At 67.9% G+C, this 25,205-nt stretch carries 23 protein-coding genes; 3 read left to right on the top strand and 20 right to left on the bottom strand.

The genetic code is table 11. The annotated features are described in order from the left end of the window. Positions 1-248 precede the first annotated feature (248 nt). Positions 249-1,802 carry a TerC family protein gene (locus tag ACU4E7_RS17115; RefSeq protein WP_447019580.1) on the top strand — a complete coding sequence of 518 codons (1,554 nt, stop codon included), beginning with the start codon at positions 249-251 and terminating at the stop codon, positions 1,800-1,802. A gap of 285 nt (positions 1,803-2,087) precedes the next feature. On the opposite strand, the gene ACU4E7_RS17110 is transcribed toward ACU4E7_RS17115, so the two are convergent. From ACU4E7_RS17110 to ACU4E7_RS17070, 9 genes are all read right to left on the bottom strand, one after another. Further along, entirely contained in the window at positions 2,088-3,713 is a 1,626-nt protein-coding gene (locus tag ACU4E7_RS17110) for a gamma-glutamyltransferase family protein (protein WP_447019579.1), read from the bottom strand. Between the two features lie 166 nt (positions 3,714-3,879). Continuing rightward, entirely contained in the window at positions 3,880-5,400 is a 1,521-nt protein-coding gene (locus ACU4E7_RS17105) for a class I adenylate-forming enzyme family protein (RefSeq protein WP_447019578.1), read from the bottom strand. Next, on the bottom strand, positions 5,397-6,179 hold the full coding sequence (locus ACU4E7_RS17100) for a VOC family protein (protein ID WP_447019577.1): 783 nt from the start codon (positions 6,177-6,179) through the stop codon (positions 5,397-5,399). The genes ACU4E7_RS17105 and ACU4E7_RS17100 overlap by 4 nt, the downstream gene beginning before the upstream one ends. Before the next feature lie 12 nt (positions 6,180-6,191). After that, positions 6,192-6,611, bottom strand: coding sequence for a PaaI family thioesterase (locus tag ACU4E7_RS17095; protein WP_238122746.1), 420 nt, complete (start codon positions 6,609-6,611; stop codon positions 6,192-6,194). Positions 6,612-6,620: 9 nt separating this feature from the next. Further along, a complete protein-coding gene (locus tag ACU4E7_RS17090; protein WP_447021658.1) occupies positions 6,621-7,625 on the bottom strand; it encodes a zinc-binding dehydrogenase in 1,005 nt (334 codons plus the stop codon). A gap of 90 nt (positions 7,626-7,715) precedes the next feature. Further along, complete coding sequence (locus ACU4E7_RS17085; RefSeq protein WP_238122747.1) at positions 7,716-8,693, bottom strand: ABC transporter substrate-binding protein; 978 nt, start codon at positions 8,691-8,693, stop codon at positions 7,716-7,718. A gap of 51 nt (positions 8,694-8,744) precedes the next feature. Next, complete coding sequence (locus ACU4E7_RS17080; protein WP_238122748.1) at positions 8,745-9,536, bottom strand: ABC transporter permease; 792 nt, start codon at positions 9,534-9,536, stop codon at positions 8,745-8,747. A 32-nt stretch (positions 9,537-9,568) separates the two neighbouring features. Continuing rightward, a complete protein-coding gene (locus tag ACU4E7_RS17075) occupies positions 9,569-10,315 on the bottom strand; it encodes an ABC transporter ATP-binding protein (protein WP_447019576.1) in 747 nt (248 codons plus the stop codon). Further along, the gene (locus tag ACU4E7_RS17070; protein WP_447019575.1) at positions 10,312-11,073 is read right to left on the bottom strand and encodes a GntR family transcriptional regulator; all 762 of its coding nucleotides are present in this window, start codon (positions 11,071-11,073) and stop codon (positions 10,312-10,314) included. The genes ACU4E7_RS17075 and ACU4E7_RS17070 overlap by 4 nt, the downstream gene beginning before the upstream one ends. A gap of 395 nt (positions 11,074-11,468) precedes the next feature. On the opposite strand from ACU4E7_RS17070, the gene ACU4E7_RS17065 reads away from it, so the two are divergent. Beyond that, on the top strand, positions 11,469-13,847 hold the full coding sequence (locus ACU4E7_RS17065; protein ID WP_447019574.1) for a DUF3141 domain-containing protein: 2,379 nt from the start codon (positions 11,469-11,471) through the stop codon (positions 13,845-13,847). Positions 13,848-13,862: 15 nt separating this feature from the next. On the opposite strand, the gene ACU4E7_RS17060 is transcribed toward ACU4E7_RS17065, so the two are convergent. The 7 genes from ACU4E7_RS17060 to ACU4E7_RS17030 form a co-directional block, all read right to left on the bottom strand. Beyond that, positions 13,863-14,564: a pyrimidine 5'-nucleotidase gene (locus ACU4E7_RS17060; protein WP_447019573.1), complete on the bottom strand. Its 702-nt coding sequence runs from the start codon at positions 14,562-14,564 to the stop codon at positions 13,863-13,865. A 117-nt stretch (positions 14,565-14,681) separates the two neighbouring features. Continuing rightward, on the bottom strand, positions 14,682-15,572 hold the full coding sequence (gene nadC, locus ACU4E7_RS17055; RefSeq protein ID WP_447019572.1) for a carboxylating nicotinate-nucleotide diphosphorylase: 891 nt from the start codon (positions 15,570-15,572) through the stop codon (positions 14,682-14,684). 24 nt (positions 15,573-15,596) lie between these two features. Then, entirely contained in the window at positions 15,597-16,853 is a 1,257-nt protein-coding gene (locus ACU4E7_RS17050) for an amidohydrolase family protein (protein WP_238122754.1), read from the bottom strand. Between the two features lie 124 nt (positions 16,854-16,977). Then, the gene (locus tag ACU4E7_RS17045) at positions 16,978-18,450 is read right to left on the bottom strand and encodes an aldehyde dehydrogenase family protein (RefSeq protein WP_447019571.1); all 1,473 of its coding nucleotides are present in this window, start codon (positions 18,448-18,450) and stop codon (positions 16,978-16,980) included. 2 nt (positions 18,451-18,452) lie between these two features. Further along, positions 18,453-19,187 carry an orotidine 5'-phosphate decarboxylase / HUMPS family protein gene (locus ACU4E7_RS17040; RefSeq protein WP_447019570.1) on the bottom strand — a complete coding sequence of 245 codons (735 nt, stop codon included), beginning with the start codon at positions 19,185-19,187 and terminating at the stop codon, positions 18,453-18,455. Positions 19,188-19,347: 160 nt separating this feature from the next. Beyond that, positions 19,348-20,307 (bottom strand): CobW family GTP-binding protein, encoded by a 960-nt coding sequence (locus ACU4E7_RS17035; protein WP_447019569.1) that lies wholly within the window; start codon positions 20,305-20,307, stop codon positions 19,348-19,350. Then, the gene (locus ACU4E7_RS17030) at positions 20,307-20,831 is read right to left on the bottom strand and encodes a CinA family protein (protein WP_238122758.1); all 525 of its coding nucleotides are present in this window, start codon (positions 20,829-20,831) and stop codon (positions 20,307-20,309) included. Before ACU4E7_RS17030 ends, ACU4E7_RS17035 begins: the two co-directional genes overlap by 1 nt. Before the next feature lie 232 nt (positions 20,832-21,063). On the opposite strand from ACU4E7_RS17030, the gene pdxR reads away from it, so the two are divergent. Then, positions 21,064-22,515, top strand: coding sequence for a MocR-like pyridoxine biosynthesis transcription factor PdxR (gene pdxR / locus ACU4E7_RS17025; protein ID WP_447019568.1), 1,452 nt, complete (start codon positions 21,064-21,066; stop codon positions 22,513-22,515). On the opposite strand, the gene ACU4E7_RS17020 is transcribed toward pdxR, so the two are convergent. From ACU4E7_RS17020 to gatC, 4 genes are all read right to left on the bottom strand, one after another. After that, positions 22,512-22,745, bottom strand: coding sequence for a hypothetical protein (locus ACU4E7_RS17020; protein ID WP_238122760.1), 234 nt, complete (start codon positions 22,743-22,745; stop codon positions 22,512-22,514). The genes pdxR and ACU4E7_RS17020 overlap by 4 nt on opposite strands. A gap of 274 nt (positions 22,746-23,019) precedes the next feature. Next, complete coding sequence (locus ACU4E7_RS17015) at positions 23,020-23,310, bottom strand: chorismate mutase (RefSeq protein WP_447019567.1); 291 nt, start codon at positions 23,308-23,310, stop codon at positions 23,020-23,022. Further along, complete coding sequence (gene gatA / locus ACU4E7_RS17010; RefSeq protein WP_238122762.1) at positions 23,298-24,782, bottom strand: Asp-tRNA(Asn)/Glu-tRNA(Gln) amidotransferase subunit GatA; 1,485 nt, start codon at positions 24,780-24,782, stop codon at positions 23,298-23,300. The genes ACU4E7_RS17015 and gatA overlap by 13 nt, the downstream gene beginning before the upstream one ends. Next, positions 24,779-25,066 carry an Asp-tRNA(Asn)/Glu-tRNA(Gln) amidotransferase subunit GatC gene (gene gatC, locus ACU4E7_RS17005; RefSeq protein ID WP_238122763.1) on the bottom strand — a complete coding sequence of 96 codons (288 nt, stop codon included), beginning with the start codon at positions 25,064-25,066 and terminating at the stop codon, positions 24,779-24,781. The genes gatA and gatC overlap by 4 nt, the downstream gene beginning before the upstream one ends. Positions 25,067-25,205: the final 139 nt, after the last annotated feature.

Here is a 25,205-nt window from a genome sequence, read left to right as displayed (position 1 = left end):
GGTGGATCTTTCAAATCCGGCGTCGCCATGCTATGGAGATGATAGCAGGTTTTATTCAACATGAAGTGATAAAGCGCCACGATGCCGGATGAAGGCGACAGTACAGGCGATTGTCGATACCGAACGAGGCTGACCTCCGAAAGTAGAGGCCGGCCTCATACTCCCCTATTCTTTCATATGGCGAATGACCGCCTCGGATGCTTCATCCGGGGCTTTTTGCGTTTGCGCCCTCTCTAAAAGGTCCCCCTATGGAGTTCCTCGCAGATCCAAATATCTGGATCGGCCTCATCACCCTGGTGGTTCTCGAAGTCGTCCTCGGCATCGACAACCTCGTCTTCATCGCCATCCTGGCGGACAAGCTGCCGCCGCATCAGCGCAACAGGGCGCGGCTGATGGGCCTGTCGCTCGCGCTCGCCATGCGCGTGGTGCTGCTGTTCTCCATCTCCTGGATCGTGACGCTCACCCAGCCCCTGTTCGACGTGGCCGGGTTCGATTTCTCCGGGCGCGACGTCATCCTCATCCTGGGCGGCGTGTTCCTGCTGGCCAAGGGCACCATGGAGCTGCACGAGCGGCTGGAAGGCGCGCACAAGCCGAAGGACGGCAAGGTGGTTCACGCCGTCTTCTGGCAAGTGATCGTGCAGATCGTCGTGCTCGATGCGGTATTCTCGCTCGACAGCGTCATCACCGCCGTCGGCATGGTGAACAACCTCTGGGTCATGATCACCGCGGTCTGCATCGCCATGGCGGTCATGATGGCCGCCTCCAAGCCGCTCATGGCCTTTGTCTCCAAGCACCCGACGGTGGTCATCCTGTGCCTCGGCTTCCTGCTGATGATTGGCTTCAGCCTGGTGATCGAGGGCTTTGGCTTCCACATCCCGAAGGGCTACCTCTATGCGGCGATCGGCTTCTCGGTGCTGATCGAGGCCGCGAACCAGATCGGCCGCCACAACCGCGAAAAGCGCATCACCACCGGCGACCTGCGCGAGCGCACGTCGGAAGCGGTGCTGCGCCTTCTGGGGGGCCGTGTCGGCGACCAGCCCCTCGGCGAGACGGTGGACGTCATCGCCGAGCAGGCCTCCCAGGGCGATCTCTTCAAGCCCGAGGAAAAGGAGATGATCCGCGGCGTGCTCGATCTCGGCGAGCGCTCCGTGAGCTCGATCATGACGCCGGGCAATGAGCTGGAATGGCTGGACCTCGACGAAAACCCCGAGGAGCTGCGCGCCGCCATCCGCAACCTCACCCACAGCCGGGTCATCCTGGCTCGGGACAGCGTCGACGATTTCGTGGGCGTCGCCATCACCAAGGAATTGCTCAATGCGATCATCGACGGCCAGCCGATCGACTGGGCCCGCATGGCGCGGCAGCCGGCCATCGTTCATGAATCCACCGATGTGCTGAAGGTGATGGAGCAGTTGCGCCGCTCACCGGTGCAGATGGCCATGGTGGTCGATGAACACGGGGCGCTGGAGGGCATCGCGACCCCCACCGACGTGCTGGAGGCCATTGCCGGCGAGTTTCCCGATCTCGGCGAGGAGGCGGCAGCCCTGGAGCGGCAGGACGATGGCGCCTGGATCGCCGACGGCTTCATCGACATCCGCCAGTTCAGCGGCACCACCGGATATGACCTCGTCGACGACGCCAACCGCTATTCGACGCTCGCCGGCTATATCCTGACCCAGATCGGGCATCTGCCGCGGGCGGGCGACAGCGTGGAGAAGGACGGACTGCGGTTCGAGATCATTTCCCTGGACAAGCGCAGCATCGGCAAGGTGCGGATATCCAAGGTGGAGAGCGCCGGCTGACACGGCGCCCGCGGCTGGAGGGGGGTATCCCTGCGCGCCGCCTGAAGGCGCCGGCGGCTTGTCCTCAAGAAGCAATTGCCGGCGATACGTCCGCGCGAGCCTGTGGGCGCCGCATGGGCTCGCGGGGCAGCGCCACGCGGCCGTGGTCAGCGGGCACGGGCCGGGCGCGTGGTCATGATGCACACGGAACAGCGAGGCCTTCGGACCTGCTGGGCGCGGCACCGGCTCGGCCGGGGCGGCAAGGGCCGGTGCTGCGTCTCATCCCATCGTCGCGCCCGCGCGGCCTCAGCCCACCACCGCCTGGCCATCGCGGCGGGGATCGGAAGCGGCGGCGTAGCCTTCCACCGCCGGATCCCCCATGCGCCAGATGAACTGGCCGGCGCCGAAATCCTGGTAGGTGTCGTGCAGCACCTGCACCTCGTGGCCGAGCGCCGCAAGACCTTCCAGCAGTTCGGGACTGTTCCCGGGCTCCAGATTGATGGTGAGGCCCTGGTCGAAGCGCCAGCGCGGCGCATCGCAGGCGGCCTGCGGGTTCTGGGCGAAATCCAGCATGCGCACCAAGGTCTGCACATGGCCCTGGGGCTGCATGTTGCCGCCCATCACGCCGAAGCTCATCACCGGCGCGCCATCCTTCATCAGGAAGCCGGGAATGATGGTGTGGAACGGCCGCTTGTGCGGCGCCACCACGTTGGGCTTCGCGGGATCGAGGCTGAAGCCGAAGCCCCGGTTCTGCAGCGAGACGCCCCATTCCGGCAGCACCACGCCGGAACCGAAGCCCATGTAATTGCTCTGGATGAAGCTCACCATCATGCCCGAGGTATCAGCGGCGGTGAGGTAGATGGTGCCGCCCTTCACCGGATTGCCCGGGGCAAAGGGCTGGGCCCGGCGCGGGTCGATGAGCCGCGCCCGCGCCGCCAGATAGTCCGCATCCAGCATCTGCGCCGCCGTGATCTCCATGGCGCGGGGGTCGGCCACGTAGCGATAGACATCGGCGAAGGCGAGCTTGATGGCCTCGATCTGCAGGTGCTGGGCCGCCACGCTGTCGGCGGACAGGCCCGAAAGATCGAAATGGGAGAGGATGCCCAGCGCCACCAGCGCCGTGATGCCCTGCCCGTTGGGCGGGATCTCATGCACGCTGTAGCCGCGATAGGCCTGCGCCACCGGCTCCACCCATTCGGGCTTGAAGGCGGCCATGTCGGCGGCGGTCAGTGCGCCGCCGTGAGCGCGGGCGTTCATCTCCAGCGCCTCGGCGATCTCGCCGCCATAGAGGGCCGCGCCCCGGGTTTCGGCGATGCGCCGCAACGCCCGCGCGGCACCGGGCATGCGCACATGCTCGCCCACCAGCGGCGCGCGCCCCTTGGGCAGGAACACCTCGGCGAAGCCGGGCTGGGAGACGAGCTGCGGCAGGGTCGCGGCCGCCGCCCATTTGTGCTGCACATTGGTGGAGACCAGAAAGCCGGCTTCCGCGATGGCGATGGCGGGGGCCAGAAGATCGGCGAACGGCAGCTTGCCGAAGCGCTCGGACAGCGCCACCCAGCTCGCCACCGCGCCCGGCACGGTCACCGCATCCCAGCCGCGCATGGGCGGGCTCTTGGCGTCGGCGCCATACTTGGCGCGGAAATAGTCCGGCGTCCAGGCCGCCGGGGCGAAGCCCGAGGCATTGAGGCCGTGCAGCTTCTGCCCATCCCACAGGATGCAGAAGGCATCGGAACCGAGCCCGTTGCTGCAGGGCTCCACCAGGGTCATCACCGCCGCCGCGGCAATGGCCGCATCCACCGCATTGCCACCCTTCCACAGCATCTGCATGCCGGCCTGCGCCGCCCGCGGATGGGAGGTGGAGACCACATTGTTGCCGAATACCGGCAGGCGGCGGGAGGGATAGCCGGCGGTCCAGTCGAAGGAATTGGCCATAAGAAATCCTCGCAAGCGAGCCGGAAGGCTCGCGGATGACGGCTGAACCGGGCACCGAACGCGCCCCCCCAAGGGGCGCCGCCGATGGGCGCCGCCGATGGGCGCCACCGATCCATCGGTGCGGCAGCCGTGTGTCGTCAAGACAGGACGGCGGGGAGCGCCGTGCTCAGCTGCCGAGCGCAGCCAGCTCCGCCACCGCCCGCGCCTTCAGGCCGGCCCGGTCGATCTTGTTGGTGGAGGCCAGCGGCATCTGCTCCACGAACCACACGCGACGCGGATGCTGGTAGGCCGGAGCGTTCGCCAGAACGAACTGCTTGAGCGCCGCCTCGTCCACCTCCACCCCGGCGCGGCGCACCACGAACGCCACCGGCTTTTCGCCCTTGATGTCGTCGGGCACCGGCACCACGCAGGACTGCATCACCGCCGGGTGGCTGTCCAGCACCGCTTCCACCTCGCCGGGGAAGATGTTCTCGCCGCCGCAGACGAACATGTCGTCGGCCCGGCCGATGAAATAGAAGAAGCCATCGGCATCGCGCCGGAAGACATCACCGGTGTTGTAATAACCATCGGCGGTGATGGGGGAGCGCACGTCGGGCCGGTTGTGATAGCCGAGCATCACCGCCGGGCTCTTCATCTCCAGCACCCCCGCATGGGGCGCGTCCGGCCCCACCAGGCGCACCTGAACCTGCGGATGGGGATAGCCCACTGAACCCATGGGGGTGGACAGCCCATCGGGATGGCCGGCGAACACGATGGGCCCGCCCTCCGTGGTGCCATAGGCGTTGATGATGCGCGCGTTGGGCAGCAGCTTGCCGATCTGCTCCGCCAGGGCATCGGTGACCGGCGCCGAGCCCATGCGCACCATGCGCACGCCTGAGAGGTCCGCCTCGGCCAGCGCCGCCTTCTCCCGCAGCATCATGGCGATCATGGGCGGCACGGCGGTGAGGAAGGTGCAGCCCAGCCGGCTGATGGCCTCGATATAGGGCACCGCGCGGAACTGCGGCAGCAGCACCGCGGTGGTGCCGGAGGCGCAGGCCAGCACCGCCAGCGCCAAGGCGTTCATATGATAGAGCGGCGCGGCGATCAGCATGCGCTCGCGGCTCAGGTCGGTCTCCCCCATGCGGGTCCTGGCGACCCAAAGATGGGAGGCGTGGGACAGCAGCACGCCCTTGGGGCGGCCAGTGGAGCCGGAGGTGTAGAGGCTCAGCGCCGGCTCGTCGGCCGCCGGCGTCACCGGCGTGAAGGGGCCGGCGTCGAGCCAGGCCGCCAGGGTGCCGGGCCCCTCGCCGTCGAACGCCGCCAAGGCGACATCAGGCAAGGCGGCACCGTCGAGCGCGGCGCGGCGCTCGGCATCGTAGATCACCAGCTTGGCACCGCTGTCGGCGATCACATGGGCGATGGTGGCGGCGGGAAACTTGAAGTTCACCGGCACAGGAACCACGCCGGCCCGCATGGCCCCCATGAGCACCGCCACATATTCGGGACGGTTGGCGGCCAGGATGGCGATGCGATCGCCGCGGCCGATGCCGCCCTTGATGAGGCCCCGGGCCACCGCATCGGCCATCTCATCGAAAGCGGCGCGGGTCATGATGCGGGCGGTGCCGTCGAAATCGAGCCCGATGAAGAGCGGGCGGTCGGCCTCCTGCGTCCGGGAGACGAAATCGCCCAGGTTGAGGGGCTCGGTCATCGGCTGCTCCTGCAGGTCAGGGTCAATTGGAGGCCGGGCAGCAGCAGCGTGCCCGCGCGCGTGCCGTGCCGCTGCCAGATGGCGTCGCGCGATCCGTGGGCGCGGGCCTCCAGCTCGTCGAGATCGGCAAAGCGCAGATGGGTGGTGAGGAAGCGGGCATCCGGCCCCGCCACCACCTGGATCTCCGCGTCATCCAGCGCCACCCGCCAGCCGCAGGGCTCCGAGCGGGCGATGGTGCCCACCGCCGCCGCGAAACGGATGGCGAGAGCCTCGGCCTCGGGGCTCTGCACCACGAACCGGTCGATGCCGATAAAGCCGTTGGGATGGCTCAGCCACTCCTCGCGCCACACCAGTTCCGGCGTGAGGTGCTGGCAGAAATAGACGCGCCCGCCGGGAAAGGCATCGGGCGGGAAGCGCACGGTGCGGAACCGCGCCTCCTCGGCCCGCCCGGCGATCTCCACCGGTCGCGAGAAAGCGACCGGCGGCAGCACCGTGAGCCCACGGGCGGTGAGGGCATCGAAGGTGGCGTCCGCATCGGGGGTGCGGAACACCAGGCCGTTGAGGCCGAACGGGCTGTCGAGCACCTCCTGGCGCTGCAGGCCGCTCTCCGGCACGCCCACCAGCTCCAGGTAGGCGCCCGGCGTCATCATCAGATGATTGATGGAGCCCAGCGAGTGGTGCCCGCGCGGCGTGAGCGTGAAGCCCAGCGCCGCGAACAGGTCCGCGGCCGCGTCCATGGACTTGAGGGTGTTGATCACCACATGGTCGAGCGCGGCCACGGGGCGTCTCCCTTAACCCTTGGGCGGGATCATGTAGACCCCGCGTCCGCTGGCCAGGAGCTTGCCGGCCTCGTCCAGGATCTGCGCCTCGGAGACGCAGAGCTGGCCGCCGAATTTCACCACCTTGCCCACGCAGATGAGGTCATGCTGCATGGCTGCGCGGTGGTAATCCACCCGAAGGTCGACGGTGGGGACGCCGCGGCCGGTCTTCGACACCAGCGCCCAATCGGCGGTGAGATCCACCAGGGTGGCGAGGATGCCGCCGTGGGCATAGCCCTTGTCGGCATTCACCACCCATTCCGGCCGCCACTTGGCGCGCAGGCGGATGGTGCCCTCCCCCACCTCTTCCACGGTGAGGCCGAGCCACTGGTGGAACGGGCCCTTGAGCAGCAGGGCCTCGACCTGTTCCTTGGTCAAAGGAGCTTCAGACATGACGGCCTCTCAGGGGGTGACGACGATCTTGCCCATGACCTCGCGGTCACGGATCATGCGCAGGCCCTCGGCGGCCTCCTCGAGCGGCAGCACCTTGTCCACCACCGGCTTCAGAGACCCCTCCTGGATCATGTCCATCAGGGCGGCGAGGTTGTCGTGATAGAAGGAGTTGGAGCCGATCACCTGCAGCTCGAAGCTCCAGATGTAGCGCAGGTCTTCCTTGGGATCGTGGCCGGCGGTGGCGCCGCAGGTGAGGATCTTGCCGCCGCGCTTCACGCACTTGAGCGAGGGCAGCCAGGTGTCGCCGCCGGTGAAGTTCACCACCACGTCGACGCCACCTTCATAGGTGCGGCGCTGGGGCTTGCCATACTGGCCGATGGCCCACTTGGAGAAATCGGTGGTGCGATAGTTCACCACGTGGTCGGCGCCCAGCTCCTTGAGGCGGGCCATCTTGTCATCGGAGCCGGCGCAGGCGATCACCTCGCAGCCCATCTGCTTGGCCAGCATCACGCAGCCCGTGCCGACGCCGCCGGAGGCGCCGAGGATCAGCACCTTGTCGCCCGCCTTCACCGTGTTGTGGGTCACCAGCATGCGGTGCGCGGTGCCATAGGCCACCGGCAGCGAAGCGGCATCCACAAAGCTCACGTCCGGCGGCATCTTGATGAGCTGGGCGGCGGTGACGGCGCAATATTGCGCCATGCCGCCGTCCAGCATCTCGCCCATCAGCCCCACCTTGGGGTTGAGGGGGTTCACCAGCACCCGATCGCCCACCTTCCAATCGGTGACGCCCTCGCCCAGCTCCACGATCTCGCCGGCCATGTCGAGGCCGATGATGACCGGCAGCGGCACCTTGATGCCGGGCATGCCCTTCACCGTGAACACGTCGTGGTAGTTGAAGGACGACGCACCGACGCGGATCACCACCTCGCCCGGCTTCGGGCTCGGCACCGGATAGTCGTTCACCACTTCCAGGTCGCTCACGTCACCGTGCTGCCGCAGCAGCAACGCCTTCATGGTGTTGGGCAGAGTCTCGGGCATTCCACTTCTCTCTGTTAGGTGGGTGTCTGGTGAATTCAGCCCGCCGGGCGATCGGGTCCCGGCGTCTTACTTGATGGCCTTGGAGGCCTCGTAGGGCGCGGGGTTGAGCGCCGCGTCGGGCAGGTTGCCCTTCACCACGCCGACGCTCTTGAACACCTCGAACTCCGCCTTCAGGGAGGCGATGGTCGCGGGGTCCATGGAGACGGTGTAGATGCCATCCCACAGCGCGGCGTAGGCCTTGGCGTCGGTCTCGGGGATGTTGCCGGCGCTCATCAGGGCCTTGGCGACGGCCTCCTTGTCGGTCTTGCCGGCCTCATAGGCGTTGCGCATGCCGGCGATGATCTTCGCGGCCGCTTCCGGGTTGTCCTTCAGCCAGGCGTTGCGGATGAGGCCCACGCCCAGCACCGGCGGCGCGTCCTTGCCGGTGATCTTGGCCCACTCGCTGCGGAAGCTGGCCAGCTTGCGGACCTTCAGGTCCGGCAGCAGCGCCAGGGTCACGCTGCGCAGGGCGGCGGCGTCGATGTCCTTCTGCACCAGGAACTGGGCGAGACGGGAATCGTTGCCCGGCACCGCGGTGAAATCGCTCGGCGACATGCCGTAATTCTTCACCAGGATCGCGGTGGTGATGGCAGCGGTGGCGCTGCCGGCCGGCGACATGCCGATCTTCTTGCCCTTCAGGTCGCCCATCGCCTTGATGGGCGAGTCTTCCAGCACCACGAAGTCGAGCTCGGCCACCTGGGTGGCGAGGACGATGCTCATGGGCAGGCCGTCCGCCGTCACCGAGAAGGCGCTGCCGGCGCTGGCGCCGATGGCGAAATCAATGGCACCGGCGGCCATGGCCTTGGTGGGGGCGTTCACATCGGGGAACTTGACGTATTCCACGTCCAGCCCCTGCTTCTCCATGAACTTTCCGGTTTCAAGAAACGCACCGAAACCGAGGCTGACGCCCGAGCTCCAATAGCCGATCTTCACTTTTTCGGCGTGCGCCGGCGCAACAGACAGACCAACGGCGAACGCCGCGGCGAGAATAGCAAGACGTTTCATACCTTATCCCCTATCTAGAAAGGCTGTATACGCGTCATACTCTTCTTGGCTTTAAGCGGACGGACGCTCCCTCCAGGAGAACAGATGCCTTTCAAGAGGCTTGAGAACGATGGCTTCAAGAGCGATCATCAGAGCGACGAGGGTCAGTGTCCAGGCGAACACCTGGTCGGTCTGGACGAGGTCTGCCGCCTGACGGAGCCGGTAGCCGATGCCGCTGGAGGCCCCCAGGGTTTCCGCCACGATGCTCACCCGGGCGCCGAACCCGAACGCGAGGCGCGCGCCGGCGAAGAACAGCGGCAGGATCGTGGGCAGGTAGATCTTCCACAGCACCTTCGGCTTCGACATGCGGAAGGTCTGCGCCAGCTCGACGAACTCCCGGTTCACCGTGCGCGTGCCCTGCCACACATTGGTGAGGATCAGCGGCATGGCGGTCATGAACACCACGAAGATGGTGCTCCAGTTGGACAGGCCGAACCAGATCAGGGCGAAAATGGCCCAGATGGAGGAGGACACGGTGTTCACCACCACCAGCACCGGCTCGAAGAACTCACCCAGGGTGCGGCTTGCGCCCAGCACCAGCCCCATGGCCGCGCCCACCAGCGCCGCCAGGGCGAAGCCGACCACGATGCGGTAGAAGGTGATGCCGAAATCGGCCCAGAAGCCGGAGGTGACCACGAGATCCGCCCAGGCGCTGCCGGTGCGGGCGGGGCTCGGCAGAATGAACGGCGGCGCGCCGAGCGAGCCGATCTGCCAGATGACGAGAACAATCACGAGCAGCAGCAGGCGCAGGCTGATCAGCCGCAATCGGCGGTCCTGGGCCATCTGGAAAGGTGAGCGCTTCATGGTCCGGCCTGAGGGTGCGAAGAGAGGGACGGTCACAAGCTGAGGCGCAACAGGCGCACTTCTTCCGCGACCTCGGGAGACAGGGGATTGCGCGGATAGGGCAAGGCCACCTCGCGCGTCTCGCGCACCCGGCCGGGGCGCGGATGCAGAACCACGATCTTGTTGGCGAGCACCACCGCTTCCTCGACATCGTGGGTGACGAAGATCACGGACATCTGCTTGAGCGCGGCGATGCGCAGCACCTCATCGTGCATGCTGGCGCGGATCGAGGGATCGAGCTTGGAGAACGGCTCATCCATCAGCAGGATGGTGGGCTCGGTGACGAGGCTGCGGGCGAGCGCCGCGCGCGAGCGCATGCCGCCGGACAATTCGTGGGGGAAGGAGTCGGCGAACGTGTCGAGCCCCACCAGCTCCAGCACCTTCATGACCCGCTCGCGCCGCTCGCCCCGCGCCACACCGGCCGCCTCCAGGCCGAACGCCACGTTCTGCGCGGTGGTGCGCCAGGGGAACAGGCGATCCTCCTGGAACATGTAGGTCATGGAGCGCCAGTCCTTGAAGGCGCTGGAGCGCATGTCGTTGAGATAGACCGCGCCCTGATCGGGCTCCGCCAGACCGGCGATGATGTTGAGCAGGGTGCTCTTGCCGCAACCCGAGGCCCCGACGAGCGCCACGATGGACCGCTCCGACACCTCCAGATTGATGTTGCGCAGAACTTCCAGCTGCTCGCCATCGCGACGCACGAAGCTCTTGCCGACCCCTTCGAGCCTGACGACGCTCACCGCTCCCCCCCCACCACGCCAGAGGACGGCCCCACCGGCACCACCGCCGCGGACTCCCGAAGGGAGGCAATCACCTTGTCCATGGTCATCTGCCGGAAGGTCTCCACGTGGCGACGGGCCACCTCCGCCGCCGCCTCGGCGTCGCCCGCGGCGAGGAATTCGATGAGCTGCACATGGTCGTTGTCGATGTTCGGCCGTACCCGCTGCACGCCGAAGCCGAGCGCCACCAGGCGGGTCATCTCGTCAAGCAGACCCGAGAGGGTGCGGCAGAGCCGCTGGTTGCCGCTCGCCTCGGCGATGGCCATGTGGAAGGAGCGGTTGGCCTCCAGGAAGAAGTCGATCTGGTTGCCCATCTCCACCGTGAGCTTCACGCGGCAGGCCTGTTCCAGGCGCTGCAGATGGGCCCGGTTCACCCGCCCCGCCGCGCCGCGCGCCGCCAGCGGCTCCAGCACCAGGCGCAGCGCGAACACCTCCTCCACATCCTTCACGGTGATGGGTGCCACACGGTAGCCGTGGCGCGGCATGGAGGTGACGAAACCTTCCTGAATGAGGCGCTGCAGGGCAATGCGGCAGCTCGCCTTGCCCAGCTCGAAACGGTCCATGAGCTCCGCCTCGGTGAGGCGGGTTCCGGGCAGGATGCGGCACGAGACGATCTCGCGGCGCAGCAGATCATAGGCCTGGTTGCCCCTCAAAGTGGTGCCGGGCACCTCCAGAACCGCCGGGTCCAATGCCCGACCACGCTCCCGTTCATCCGCCACGTTGATCACTCCTCATGACCACTGTGAGCAGCCTACCGATGGGAAATAGGCCACTCAACGCCAAAGAACCGGCAATTCCAATATCAAAAAAATCGTTTTATTTCTGATAGTTCTTCAGCCACTGGCGCGGCATTGGGCAAACTCCGGTGAGCTGCTCACCAGAATCGCTTAACATCTCATCGCACCATTTCAGATCTGACAGAGAGCACCACCGCCCGCACGACTGTCGCCGGCGTGTGGCAGCCTTGCCGCACTGCCGAAGCGTGCGTTATGCCTAAAGCAGCGCCACCGGCGCGGCAGCGGCCAGGCGCCTGGTCGCCGGTCGACACACGAGTGGAGCCCGGGCCGCAAGGCCCGGGGGCACCCACCGCGCCCGTGTCGAGAAGGAGGGTTCCATGGCCCAGAACGCCAACGACACGTCGTCATCCATGCCGCTCCACCGCCTGTTCGATCCGCGGGCCTGGGGCCTGCCCTTGCCCGCCGGCCTCCATTTTCCCGCGCTCGGTGTTCCGCCATTGACCTTCGCGGGCTGGGGCAGCCCGGCCGGCGCTGCCCCAGCCCACGCGCCATCGCCGGCGCCTGCGCCCGTCACACCGTTCCCTGCGCTCCCGATGCCTGCGCTCCCTTTGCCCGCCCGCCTCGATGGCGGCGGCCCCCTGGCGGACTATCTGTTGGACAGCTGGCAGCGCGCGGTGCTGTTCCTCGACCTGCTGCGCCAGCGCGGCAATGAGCAGGCGGAGATGGCGGCCCGGCCCATGGCCACCGTGCTCTCCTTCGACCACGATGTAATTGCCAGCGGCCGTGCCCTGCCCCGCCCCATCAATTATTCGCTCTCCCGCATCGTGCCGCCCGCGGGCCTGGAAGTGGACCCGCGCAAGCGGCCGGTGGTGGTGGTGGACCCGCGCGCCGGCCAGGGGCCGGGCATCGGCGGTTTCAAGACCCACAGCGAGATCGGCGAGGCGCTGGCCAATGGCCATCCGGTCTATTTCATCGGCTTTTCCGCCGAGCCCGAGCCGGGCCAGACCTTCCTCGACGTGGTGGAGGGCCAGGTCTCCTTCTTCGAGCAGGTGCGCGCCCTGCATCCGGAAGCGCCGCCCCCCTTCGCCATCGGCAATTGCCAGGCCGGCTATCAGACCCTGATGGTGGCCATGCTGCGCCCCGACCTGTTCGGCCCGTGCATGGTGGCCGGCTCGCCCATGTCCTATTGGCAGGGGGTGCACGGCAAGAACCCCATGCGCTACGCCGGCGGCCTGCTGGGCGGATCCTGGCTGACGGCGCTGACCTGCGACCTGGGCCGGGGCAAGTTCGACGGCACCTGGCTGATCCTGAACTTCGACAATCTCAACCCGGCCAACTGGCTGTGGGGCAAGCAGTACGACCTGTATTCCGCCATCGACACCGAAGGGCCGCGCTATCTCGGCTTCGAAAAATGGTGGGGCGATTTCATCACCCTCAATGGCGCGGAAATCCAGTTTCTGGTGGACGAGATGTTCATCGGCGACAAGCTCACCCGCAACGAGATCCGCTCCACGACCGGCAAGGTCTTCGACGTACGAAACGTCGCTTCTCCGGTCATCGTGTTCACCTCCCAGGGCGACAACATTTCCCCGCCGCCGCAGACGCTGGGCTGGATCCTCGACCTTTACCGCGATGTGGACGACATCCGCGCGGAAGGGCGCACCATCGTCTATTGCATGAACCAGAAAGTGGGCCATCTCGCCATCTTTGTCTCCGCCAAGGTGGGGGCGAAGGAGGATGAAGAGATGGTGCGGCTGATGGACCTCATGGACTGCCTGCCGCCCGGCCTCTACGAACTGATCATCGAGCCGGCGAGCGACGACGCGGCGAAGCCGGAGGGGCCGGCCTGGCACAGCCGCTTCGAGCTGCGCTCGCTGGATGACATCCGCGCCTATGGCCGCAACAGCGCCGCCGACGACCGTGCCTTCGCCACCGCGCGCCGCGTCTCGGAGATCAACCATTCCATCTATCGCACCTTCTTCCAGCCGGCGGTGCGCGCCCTGGCGACGCCGCAGCTGGCGGAGCTGCTGTTCAAGGCCAATCCCCTGCGCCTCAGCTACAGCGGGTTCGCCGACACCAACCCGCTGATGAAGCCGGTGGCCAGGGCCGCCGCCGCTGTGGCCGCCGCGCGCCGTCCGGTGCCGGCCGACAATCCCTTCCTCACCGCGCAGAAGTTGGTGTCCGATCAGATCATCGCGGCCCTCGACGGCTTCCGCGATCTGCGCGACCAGGGGGTGGAGCGGCTGTTCTTCGCCCTTTACGGCTCGCCCCTGCTGCAGGGCCTGGTGGGGCTCAATCTCGATGAGAAGGTGCGCGAGCTGCCCGCCTGCAGCCCGGAGAAGGAGGCCTTCCGGCAGCACCGCATGGCGGAACTGCGCGGCCGGCTGTGTGATGGCGGGTTCAACGCCGCTTTGGTCCGGGCGGCCCTGTTCGTCATCTCCGCCGCGCGCGTCCTCGACGAGAGCGCCGCGCGCTCCCTGAACGAGGCGCGCCAGAACCTGCTGCAGCTGTCCCTCGCGGAGTTCAAGGCGCTGGTGCGGGAGCAATATTACATCCTGCTGCTGGAACGGGAGCAGGCGGTGGAGGCCATCGCCACCCTGGTTCAGGACCCGGCCCAGCGGCAGGCGCTGGTGAACACGGTGGCCGCTGCGGCCGCCGCCGATGGCCGTCTCACCCTCGCCGAGCGCGAACGGGTGGAGAAACTCGCCGCCATCCTTCAGGTGGCCCCGCCGCCGGCGCCATCACCGCAGGCCTGAACGACCTCCGGTCCGTCAGGAGCGCGCAGGAAAAGCGCGATCGAGGAAGCTGGGCACATCCTCGGCGATGTCGTGCACATGGGCGCCATCGGCGCCAGGCAGTTGCCGCCCGCCGGTGACCAGCACCGTCTGCATGCCCAGCGCATGGGGCACCTGCAGATTGACCGGCCGGTCGTCGAACATGATGGCCCGGGCCGGGTCCACTCCATGGTCGGCGAGCAGGGTCTCGTAGGCGGCGCGGGCGGGCTTGCCCACATAGTTGCAGGCCTCGATGTCGCACACCGCCTCGAACAGATCGGCGACGCCGAGATGGGTGAGGATGCGACGCGCGTGCCGTACCGAGCCGTTGGTGAACACCAGCCGCCGGCCCGGCAACCGCGCCAGCGCCGCCGCCAGGGCCGCGCCGTTGCCCACCGGGGTGATGTCGATGTCGTGGACGAAGGCCAGGAAATCCTGCGGCGCCACGCCATGGTGCTTGTTGAGGCCGATCAGCGAGGTGCCGTAGCGCTCGTAATATTGGGCGTGGAGCGCCGCCGCCTCGGCCGCATCGCACCCCACCAGGCCCTGGATGAACAGCACCACGCGGCCGTGCATCTGCTCATAGAGGCCTGCGGTGCGCGGATAGAGCGTGTCGTCGAGATCGAACACCCAGGTGTCGATCTCGTCCCGCAGCCGCAGCGGGGTCCGCGCCCCGCCTCCTTCACCCGCGTCCTGCATCCTGCTCCTTCCCGGCCCTCGGCCTCGCTCCGGCCGCCCTGCCCTGGCCGTTGGTCAAGCCCGCGCGGCGCCTGGGCGAACCCGTTTGGCGCCGGTCGACGGCGGGGGCCGACGGTCTCAGGCGTCGAGGGCGTTGAGGCGGCCGATGGTGCGGTGGGCGCTGGGCTTGATGTCCTTCACGTCGAGGCTGATGTCCAGTGCCTTCACCGTGTGGGTGAGATCGCCGATGGAGATCACATCCACGCCGGTCTCGGCGATGGGCACGATGGTCTGCTCATTGATGCCGCCGGAAGCCTCGGTCATCGCCCGGCCGGTGGTGAGCTTGAGACCCTCGCGCATCTCATCGAGATCCATGTTGTCGAACATGATGATCTCGACCCCGCAGGCCAGCGCCTCTTCCACCATGGCGAGGCTCTCGCATTCCACCTCAAACTTGAAGGTGTGCTGGGCGGTCGCCCGCAGTTGGCGCACCGCCTCGGTGATGGAGCCGGCGATCTTGATGTGATTGTCCTTCACCAGCACGCAATTGGCGAGGTTGAAGATGTGGTTGTGGGCGCCGCCCACCCGCACCGCATATTTCTGCACCATGCGCAGGCCCGGCCAGCCCTTGCGGGTATCGGTGATGCGCACGTTGGTGTGCTTGACGAGGTCGCGGTAGCGCCGGGTCTTGGTGGCGATGCCGGACATCTGCTGCAGCCAGTCGAGGGCCGAGCGCTCGATGATGAAGAAGGTGGAGGCCCGCGCCTTCACCCGCATCAGCACCGTGCCGGGGGTGACCTCGTCGCCATCCTGCACCAGATATTCGATCTCCGCGCCGGGCTCGATCTGGCGGATGGTCTCGTCGGCGAACAGCATGCCGCACACCACGCCCCTGGCCTTGGCGTAGATGTTGGCGGTCTGCACCGGATCATCCCCCACCAGGAAGCCGCCGGTGGTGTCGCCGGAGGAGATCTCCTCGCGCAGGCCCATCTCGATCAGCGGGCGGATCATAAAGCGGTTCAACTTCATCGAGAGACTCCTCGGATCAGCGCGTCACGCCGCCAGCTTGTTGGTGAAGGCCTTGCCGTCCTTCATGATGAGATGGAGGCGCTCGCGCTCCTCCAGAATGCGGATGTTCTCCAGGGGGTCACCGTCCACCACCAGCACGTCGGCGAGGCAGCCGGGCTTCAGGGCGCCGAGGTTCGGCCGCTCGATGCATTCCGCCGCCTTGGTGGTGGAGGCGACGATGACCTCCATGGGCGACATGCCGAGCCAGTCCACCATGAAGCCCAGTTCCACCATGTTCTCGCCCACCAGCAGGCGGTGCGACTGGTCGGTGCCCATGGCCACCTTCACGCCGCGCTTCACCGCCTCTTTCCACAGCGGGATCTGATCCTGCATCAAGGCGTAGATCTGCGCATCCTTGACGTCTTCCTGGCCCATCTGCTGGCCGGCCCACGCCTTGTTTTTGCGCCGGTGCTCCACCGAGAGCGGCACCAGCGCCAGGGTCGGCACCCACCAGGTGCCCTGGGCCACCATGCGATCCACACAGGCTTCGTCCATGAACCAGCCATGTTCCAGGGAATGAACGTTCGCCGCCACCGCGTTGCGGATGCCGGCAAGGCCCTCGGCATGCACCGCCACCCGCTTGCCCTTGGCGGCCGCCTCGGACACGGCGGTCTCCAGCTCGGCGACGGTGAACTGGGGCTCATCCCAGCTGTCGGTCACCGAGGTGATGCCACCGGTGGCGCAGATCTTGATGAAATCGGCGCCGCGCATGAGCAGCTCGCGCACCAGGCGGCGGATCTCGTCCACTCCATCCGCCACCATGTGGGGCAGCCAGGCGCGCTTCTGGATGCGCAGGCCCGCCGGCACCCAATAATCCCCATGGCCGCCGGTCTGCGAGACCATGCCCAGCGAGATCAACAGGCGCGGCCCGTCGATGATGCCCTCGGCGATGGCCTCCCTGAAGCCGGCATCGGCGCCACCCATGTCGCGGGCGGTGGTGATGCCGCAGGCGATGGTCTCGCGGAACACCTCGATGGACTTCAGCACATTGTAGGTGGGGGTGTTGAGCAGATGCTGGCGCATGTCGCGGGCGCGATAGGTGCCGTGCACATGGGTATCGATGAAGCCCGGCAGCACGGTGCGGCCGGCGGCGTCCAGAATCTCGGCCCCGGCCGGCACCTGCACCTGGCTTTCCGGGCCGGCGGCGGTGATCCTGCCGTTCTCGATGACCACGACGGCCCGCGCCACCGGATCGGCGCCGGTGCCGTCGATCATGGTGCCGCCTGTGATTGCGATGGTCATGGAAGCTCCCCGCTTTCGTGATCAAAAATCTAGCAACGTCAATCGGCAGGCATGGAGTGCCACCGCCCGCCCGGAGCATGGGTCCAGCAAGCTGGCTCCAAGCCCGCCCCGCCCGGCTGAACGCTCAGCCGAGGTCCACCACCATGTTCTTGATCTCACAATAGAAATCGAGCCCGTTGAGACCCAGCTCGCGGCCGATGCCGGAGCGCTTGTAGCCGCCGAAGGGAGCGAACACGCTGGTGCGGCTGGCGCTGGGCAGGCCATTCACCGCCACCATGCCGGTGCGCATGCCCCGCGCCGTGCGCAGCGCCCGGCCGATGTCGCGGGACCAGACCGAGCCGTTGAGGCCATAGTCGCTGTCATTGGCCAGCGCGAGCGCCTCCGCTTCCCCCTCGAAGGGGGTGATGGAGCAGACCGGGCCGAAGATCTCCTGCCGGAAGGCCGGATTGTCCGCCCCCACCCCGGAGAGGATGGTGGCCGGATAGAAGAAACCATCCCCCGTCGGCACCGCGCCGCCGCACAGCAAAGCGGCGCCCGCTTCCACCGCGGTCTCCACCTTGTGCGCCACCGCCTCCCGGTGGGCGGCGGAAATCAGCGGACCAAGGGTGGTGTCGGCGGCAAAGGCCGGGCCGGGCCGCAGGCGCGCAGCGGCGGCGCGGAAGGCGGCCTCGAAAGCGGGCAGCGCGCGGCGCTCCACCAGCAGGCGGGAGCGGGCCGAGCAGGACTGGCCGGCATTGCCGAAGCCCGACGCCACAGCGCTCGCCGCCGCCTTCTCGAGATCAGCATCGGCAAACACCACATTGGCGTTCTTGCCACCCAGTTCCAGGGCCACCTTCTTGATGCTGCCGGCGGCCGCCCGCATCACCGCGCCGCCTACCACCGTGGAACCGGTGAAGGAGATGCCGTCGATGCGCGGATCTTCCGCCAGCTTCTGCCCCACCTCGGCGCCACCGGGCAGAATGTTGACCACCCCCGGCGGCACGCCGGCGGCGGCGCACACCTCCGCCAGCAACAGCGCGGTCAAAGGCGTCAGCGGGGCCGGCTTCAGCAGCACGGTGCAGCCCGCAGCCAGGGCCGGCGCCAGCTTCCAGGAGGCGCCCAGCAGGGGGAAGTTCCAGGGCACGATCTGCGCCACCACCCCGAGTGGCTCGCGCAGCGTGAAATCCAGCAGGTCGCGGCCCAGCGGAATGGTGTCGCCGAACAGCTTGTCCATGGCGCCGGCGTAATAGGTGAAGACGCGGATGGCGCCCTCCACCTCCTTCAGCGCGCCGGCAAAGGGCTTGCCGGCATTGAGGGCCTCGATGGTGCCGAAGGTCTCCGCCCGCGCCTTCAGCCCCTCCACGATGGCCGCGAGCACCGCGCCCCGCTCCGCCGGCGGCCGGTGGGGCCAGTCGGAAGCATCGAAGGCGCGGCGGGCGGCGGTGATCGCCGCTTCCACCTCGGCGGTGCCGGCAAGGCCCACCTCGCAGAGGGCCCGCCCGGTCCAGGGATCGAACAGGGTGTCGCGGGCGCCCGAGCCTTCGGTGAAGGCCCCGTCCACGAACGGGCTGCCCTTGAGCTCCGCCAGCGCCAGGCCCGGCTCCATCCCTTCCGCCATGGTCAGGCTCCCGCTCCGTCGAGGGCCTGCATCTCGCCATAGAGCTTGGCAGCGGCGGCAGCCGGATCGGCGGCCTCGGTGATGAGCCGGCCGACGATGGCAAACCGGCGCGGGCAGGCCTTGGCGGCGGCGAATGCCCCTTCCATGGTGCCGCCGAGGGACCCGAAGCCGGTGAGGAACACCACCGGCGCCTCCACATGGGCGGCGATCCAGTTCGACCAGCGGGTCACCTTGGCGACGTCGCGGGCGGGCAGCACGAAGTGGTCGGCCTTGTCGGCCACCGCCCGCTCCAGAATGCGGTCTAGGGCGTCGTCGATGAGATAGCCGCCGCCGGACACGCCATAATCGGCCACCGGAATCTCGCCGCCCACCACCGGGGCGATGCCGGCGTTCAAGGCCTCGATGACGAAGCCATCCACCGCCGTGGGCCCGGCCACCGGGAACAGAATGAGGCCATCCACCTCGGCCTCGGCGCACAGAGCCGTGAACTTCTTGGCCATGTCGGGCATGTCGGGGCCGGCCTTCTGGTGATCATAGAGCACCGGCAGATCGGTGAGGTCGCGCAGCCGCCGCATGGACTCCTTGAGGCCGTAGCGCAGCACACTGGTGAGCCCCAGCTTGTAGCCGGCCACGCCCTCCACCCCGGACGTCGCCTTCACCACCAGATCGAAGCGCTCGGGAGATTCAATATCAAGGGCGGGCACGATCCCCATCGTGCCCTGAAACGTCTTGGCCATGGCTGCCTCGCTCAGGGGGTCGGTTCCAGGGGAAGCTAGGAGCCGGCTGCCCGTGCCGGTAGCGCCGGGCGCTGTCCGGGATATGGAGCCAGATGCGTGGAAGGACGCAAATGGCGGATTTTCGTGCACTGGCCCCAGGGCCAGATGACGGGTCGCGCCCTCAGCGGGCTTGGCCCGCCAGCAGGGTCAAAGCATCGTTCAGGTCCGCCGGTGCGATGCCGTCGGCAATCAGCACCATGCGGTTTTCCGGCGGCTCCGCCGTGGCGGGCAGCAGGCCGGGAGAATAGACCAGCCCCTGCACCCCATGGAGCGCCACCGGCTGCTCCATCTCCTCCAGCCACAAGATGCCCTTGAGGCGCAGCAGGGCCGGGCCGAACAGGGTCTCCAGCCGATCCAGCCAGTGGTCCACCTCTTCGCGGGCCATGCGGCCGGGAAAGGCCAAAGCGGCGGTGGTCACCTCATGGCCGGCGGCGCTCGCCACGAAGGCCCGGGTGCGCAGCCCGCGCGGCCCATCGAGCGGATCCACCCAGATCTGATCGCCCCGCGGCCGCGCCGCCGAAAGATGCACCCGCTCGGCGGTGGGGTTGAGGGCGGCCACCTCCGCCTCCACCTGCGCCAGCACCGCCGCGGCGGCCAGATCCGTCTTGCTGATCAGCACGCGGTCGGCGAGGGCCACCTGGGTGGTGCCCTGGCCGAACCGAGGCAAGGTGGCGGTGAAGGTGGTGGCATCCACCACCGCCGCCACCCCATTGAGCACGAAATGGCGCGTGAACACCGGATCGGCGATGAGCGCGTGAAGGATGGGCGTGGGATCGGCCAGCCCCGAGGTTTCCACCACCACCCGGCGGAACCGGAGCCCGTCGAGGGACCGGCGCCGCACCAGGGCATTGAGGGTGGCGTTGAGGCTGCCGCGCAGGCGGCAGCAGATGCAGCCGCCTTCCAGCAGCAGCACGTCGTCCCGCCCGGTCTCGATCAGCGCGTGGTCGATGCCCACATCGCCCGCCTCGTTGATGATCACCGCCGTATCGGCGAACTCCGGGCGGCGCAGCAGATCGTTGAGCGCGGTGGTCTTGCCCGCGCCCAGGAAACCGGTGAGCAGAACGAGGGGAATGGGGGTCATCAGGCCAACGCCGCCTCCAGCACCGCCAGGGCCGCGCGCACTGCCTCCAGGCGCACCTGGTCGCGATTGCCGGCAAACACGTGGCGCTGCTCATGCACCGCGCCGCCGCGGGTGGCCGCCGCCACGAAGATGGTGCCCACCGGATTGATCGCATTGCCCCCGCCGGGGCCGGCATAGCCGGTGATGGCCACCGCCGCGCCGGCCTGGGAGTGCTCCAGCACCCCGAGCACCAACCCCCGGGTGACCTCGGCGCTGACCGCCCCATGGGCCGCCGAGACCGCTTCCGGCACACCGAGGCCGGTGGCCTTGGCGGAGGCGTGATAGAGCACGAAGCCGCGCTCGAACACTTCCGAGGCGCCGGACACCGAGGTGAGCGTGGCGCTGACGAGGCCGGAGGTCACCGTCTCCGCCGCCGCCAGCCGGATGCCCTTCTGCTTCGCCGCCGCCAGCACCCGCGCCGATGCCTCCAACAGGGGGGCAGGAAACAGCGTGGCGCCGGTTTCGAGAAGCACGGTCTTCGGCATGGGGGTCGCCCTCTTCGACGGAAAATCGGGGATGGAAAGGCCGGGCACGGAACCGCTGCCGGCCCTCGCGAGCATCCGTTCGGCTGGACCCAAGTCAAGGAAACGCGGGGGTGGTCTCATGAGGCCAACAGCAACTGGCCTCTTCAACCATGGCTCTTTGCGCCGCAACACCGCATAGTCATGCCACAGGGTGCGCCGCAGCGCGGCAGCCCCCAACCGGAGCTGGACCCACGTGCTGATCTCGCTCGACCGCACCTCCGCCCAGAGCCTGCAGGAGCAGCTCTTTCATCAGATCCGGCAGCAGATCCTCGACGGCCGGCTGAAGCCCGATGCGGCGGTGCCCTCCTCCCGCCATCTCGCCCAGCAGCTCAAGATCTCCCGCAATTCGGTGACCTTCGCCTATGAGCGGCTGATCAACGAAGGCTATCTCATCACCCGGCCCATGGTGGGCACCTATGTGGCCGCCGTGCTGCCCGAGCAGGCCATGAGCACGGGCGATGCCGGCGCCGCCGGCCCGGCCCGCCCCCGCGCTCCGCAGAAGCTGGCCCCCGCCGCCTTCACCGGCCGCCAGCATGCCATCTTGAACACCGGGCGCATCCCCATCGATTTCTGGCCCCAGCGCACCGATCCGCGCGCCTTTCCCCTGAAGGCCTGGCGCCGGCTGATCCTGCATGCGCTGGCCACCGCCGGCCACAACCTGACCGAATATGGCGACCCCTGCGGGCTCATGAGCCTGCGCGCCGCCATCGCCGACCATGTCTCCGCCATGCGCGACATCCATGTGCGGCCGGAGCAGGTGATCGTCGTCGCCGGCGCCCAGCTGGCCCTCAACCTCGCCATGCGGGTGCTGGCGCGGGAGGGCGACGGCATCGTCATCGAGAATCCGTGCAGCCAGGGCGCCGCCTATCTGTTCGAGAGCCTCAATCTGCGGCTCCACCCCATCGACGGCGACGGCCACGGGCTGAAGACCGCGGAACTCGCCGGCATCGACGCGCAGATCGCCTATGTCATGCCCTCCCATCAATATCCCATGGGCGGCACCCTCTCGCTGGAACGGCGCACGGAGCTGCTGCGCTGGACCGAGCGCACCGGCGCCTACATCATCGAGGACGATTACGACTGCGAGTTCCATTATGGCGGCATGCTGCTGCCGGCCCTGAAGGCCTCGAGCCCGGAGAACGTGATCTATCTCGGCACCTTCTCCAAGACGCTCGGCGCGGGCCTGCGCACCGGCTACGCCATCTTTCCCGATCACCTTGCCCCCGCCGCCGCCGCCGCCAAGGCGCTGCTGGACAACGGGCAGGTGTGGCTGGAGCAGGCGGCGCTGGCGGAATTCCTGCACACCGGCGGCTTCGTGCGCCATCTGCGGCGGGTGCGGCTGCGCTACCAGCAGCGCCGCGACGCGCTGGTGTCTGCGCTCCGGCAGAGCTTCGGCCGGGTGGAACTGCGGGGCGCCGAGGGGGGCACCCATGTGGCCTGGCAGATCCCCCCCGGCTTGCCGAAGGCGCATCAATTGGCCGGCATCGCCCGCGCCCGCAACGTGGGGCTGTACACGGTGCAGGCCGGCGGCGGCCACGAATATGGCGGCTCTACCTATGACGACGGCTGGCTGCTGATGGGCTACGCCTCGCTCACCGAGGAGCAGATCGAGGCCGGCATCGCCCGGCTGCGTCAGGCCCTTTAGCTCCCTTTGCCGACGGCGAAATGCAGGGCCTCGTAGCGGGAGGCGAAATTGTGGATGTAGATCCGGTGGCTGCCGCACAGATCGCAACGCAGCCCGGCTTCGGGCGGGGCCGGCATGCGGCCGGGCGCCGGCAAGGCGAGGGCGTCCTTCGCCACCTCCTCGATCTTGGCGGTGAGGCGCTCGTCCACGAGGGAGCGGCGCCCGCAGCGGCTACATTCCAGGCACAGCATCCGCGGTCCTTCTCCCCACTCTTTGCCCGGGCTTTCGCCCTCAGCTCTGCGGCCGGTCCAGGGCCGCGATCGCCATCATCATGACGGCGCCGATCAGCAGGATGGTCACCACCGTCTGCATCGGTCGTCTCTCCTCGCGCAGATCCCCACGCGAGAAGAATAGGCGGCACCGCAGAAATGTTGCAGTGCACAATGCGCGGGCCGCCCGTGCATCGGGCGCAGACGAAGCAGCACCCGATACCGGCCCGCGGTGGCCTGCCACCGCGCCGGCCCGTCAGAGCCGGCTGTTCTCGAAATCGATGGTGGCGGAAATCAACACCCGCCACAGATCACGGGCGACCCCTTCCGGCAGGCCTCGAGCGCGGCCGAGAGCTTCCACATGGTCGAGCACCTCGTCGACCCGATCCTGCAGCAAGGCGGGCAGGCCCGCCTTGCGCTTGATCTCCACCACCCCGGCGGCGACGCCGAAGCGCTCCTGGATGAGAGAGATGAGGCGGGAATCGATATCGTCGATGCGATCGCGCGCCGCCTTCAGGGCGTCGGGAACGTCGTTCAGCCCCGCCACCACAGGTCCTCCACCGGAAAGCGGCCGGCCGCCTCCTCGATCACCTCGCCGAGGGCGAACAGGGTCTCTTCCCCGAACGGCCGGCCGATCAGCTGGAGGCCCAGCGGCAGCCCGTCGGCGGAGAGGCCGGCCGGCACCGAGATGCCCGGCAGGCCGGCCATGTTCACCGTCACGGTGAAGACGTCGTTGAGATACATCTCCACCGGATCGGCCTTCAGCTTCTCGCCGATGCCGAAGGCCGGCGACGGCGTCGCCGGGGTCAGCACCGCATCCACGCCGGCGGCAAACGCGAGGTCGAAGTCGCGCTTGATGAGGGTACGCACCTTCTGCGCGCGCAGATAATAGGCGTCGTAATAGCCGGCGGAGAGCACATAGGTGCCGATCATGATGCGCCGGCGCACTTCCGGGCCGAAGCCGGCGGCGCGGGTGTTCTCATACATCTCCACCACGTCCTTGCCCGGCACGCGCATGCCGTAGCGCACACCATCATAGCGGGCGAGGTTGGACGAGGCTTCCGCCGGAGCGACGATGTAATAGGCCGGCAGCGCGTATTTGGTGTGCGGCAAAGAGATGTCGACGATCTCGGCGCCGGCGTCCTCCAGCCACTTGGCGCCTTCCTGCCACAGAGCGTCGATCTCGTCGGACATGCCGTCCATGCGATATTCGCGCGGAATGCCGATCTTCTTGCCCTTGATGGAGGCGCCCACCGCCTGCTGATAGTCCGGCACCGGCCGATCCACGCAGGTGGAATCCTTGGGGTCATAGCCCGCCATGGAGCGCAGCAGCAGGGCCGCGTCGTTCACCGTGCGGGCGAACGGGCCGGCCTGATCCAGCGAGGAGGCGAAGGCGACGATGCCCCAGCGCGAGCAGCGGCCATAGGTGGGCTTGATGCCCACCGTGCCGGTGAAAGCCGCCGGCTGGCGGATGGAGCCGCCGGTGTCGGTGCCGGTGGCGCCGGCGCACAGAAACGCCGCCACCGCCGCCGCCGAGCCGCCCGAGGAACCGCCGGGCACCAGCGGCGCCTCGTCGCCATCGCGCCGCCAGGGCGACACCACCGGCCCGAAGGCGGAGGTCTCGTTGGAGGAGCCCATGGCGAACTCGTCATTGTTGAGCTTGCCCAGCATCACCGCACCATCGCGCCACAGATGGCTGGTGACGGTGGATTCGTACTGAGGCACGAAATCGTCGAGGATCTTGGAGCAGGCGGTGGTGCGCACCCCCTGGGTGCAGAACATGTCCTTCACGCCCACCGGAATGCCTTCCAGCGGCCCGGTATCGCCGGTGGCGAGGCGTTCATCGCTCTCCTTCGCCATCTTCAGCGCGAGCTCGGGCGTCTCCAGCACATAGGCATTGAGGCCGCGCGCCTGCTCCATGGCCTTCAGATAGGCCTCGGTGAGCTCCACGGCGGTGAATTCGCCCTGGGCGAGGCCTTCGCGCGCCTGGGTGAGGGTAAGCTGGGTGAGCTTGGTCATTCCACCACCTTCGGCACGGTGAAGAATCCGCCCTCGGCATCGGGGGCGTTGGCGAGCACCTTGTCCGGGCAGTGGCCATCGCTGACCACGTCCTCGCGCATGGGCAGCTCCATGGGCACCACGCCGGTCAGCGGCTCGACGCCGGAGACGTCGAGATCGGCCAGTTGCTCCACGAAATCGAGGATGGCGTTCAATTCATTCTGGAGGTGGCCGAGCTCCTCCTCACGCACCGCGATGCGCGCGAGATGGGCCACCCGGCGGACGGTCGCCTGATCGACGGACATATTGCGCTCCCAAAAGCTGAGGGCCGCTATAGCAAGGGGGCCGACGCTGGCGCAACGATCAGTCCGATTTTATCGTACAGCGGATGCACGACTTATGACATCATTCGATGCATCAAGAGATGCCTTAGGCCAGATGATC

The organism is Xanthobacter sp. ZOL 2024, assembly GCF_052932325.1.
This window is presented reverse-complemented; position numbering and strand designations above follow the sequence as displayed.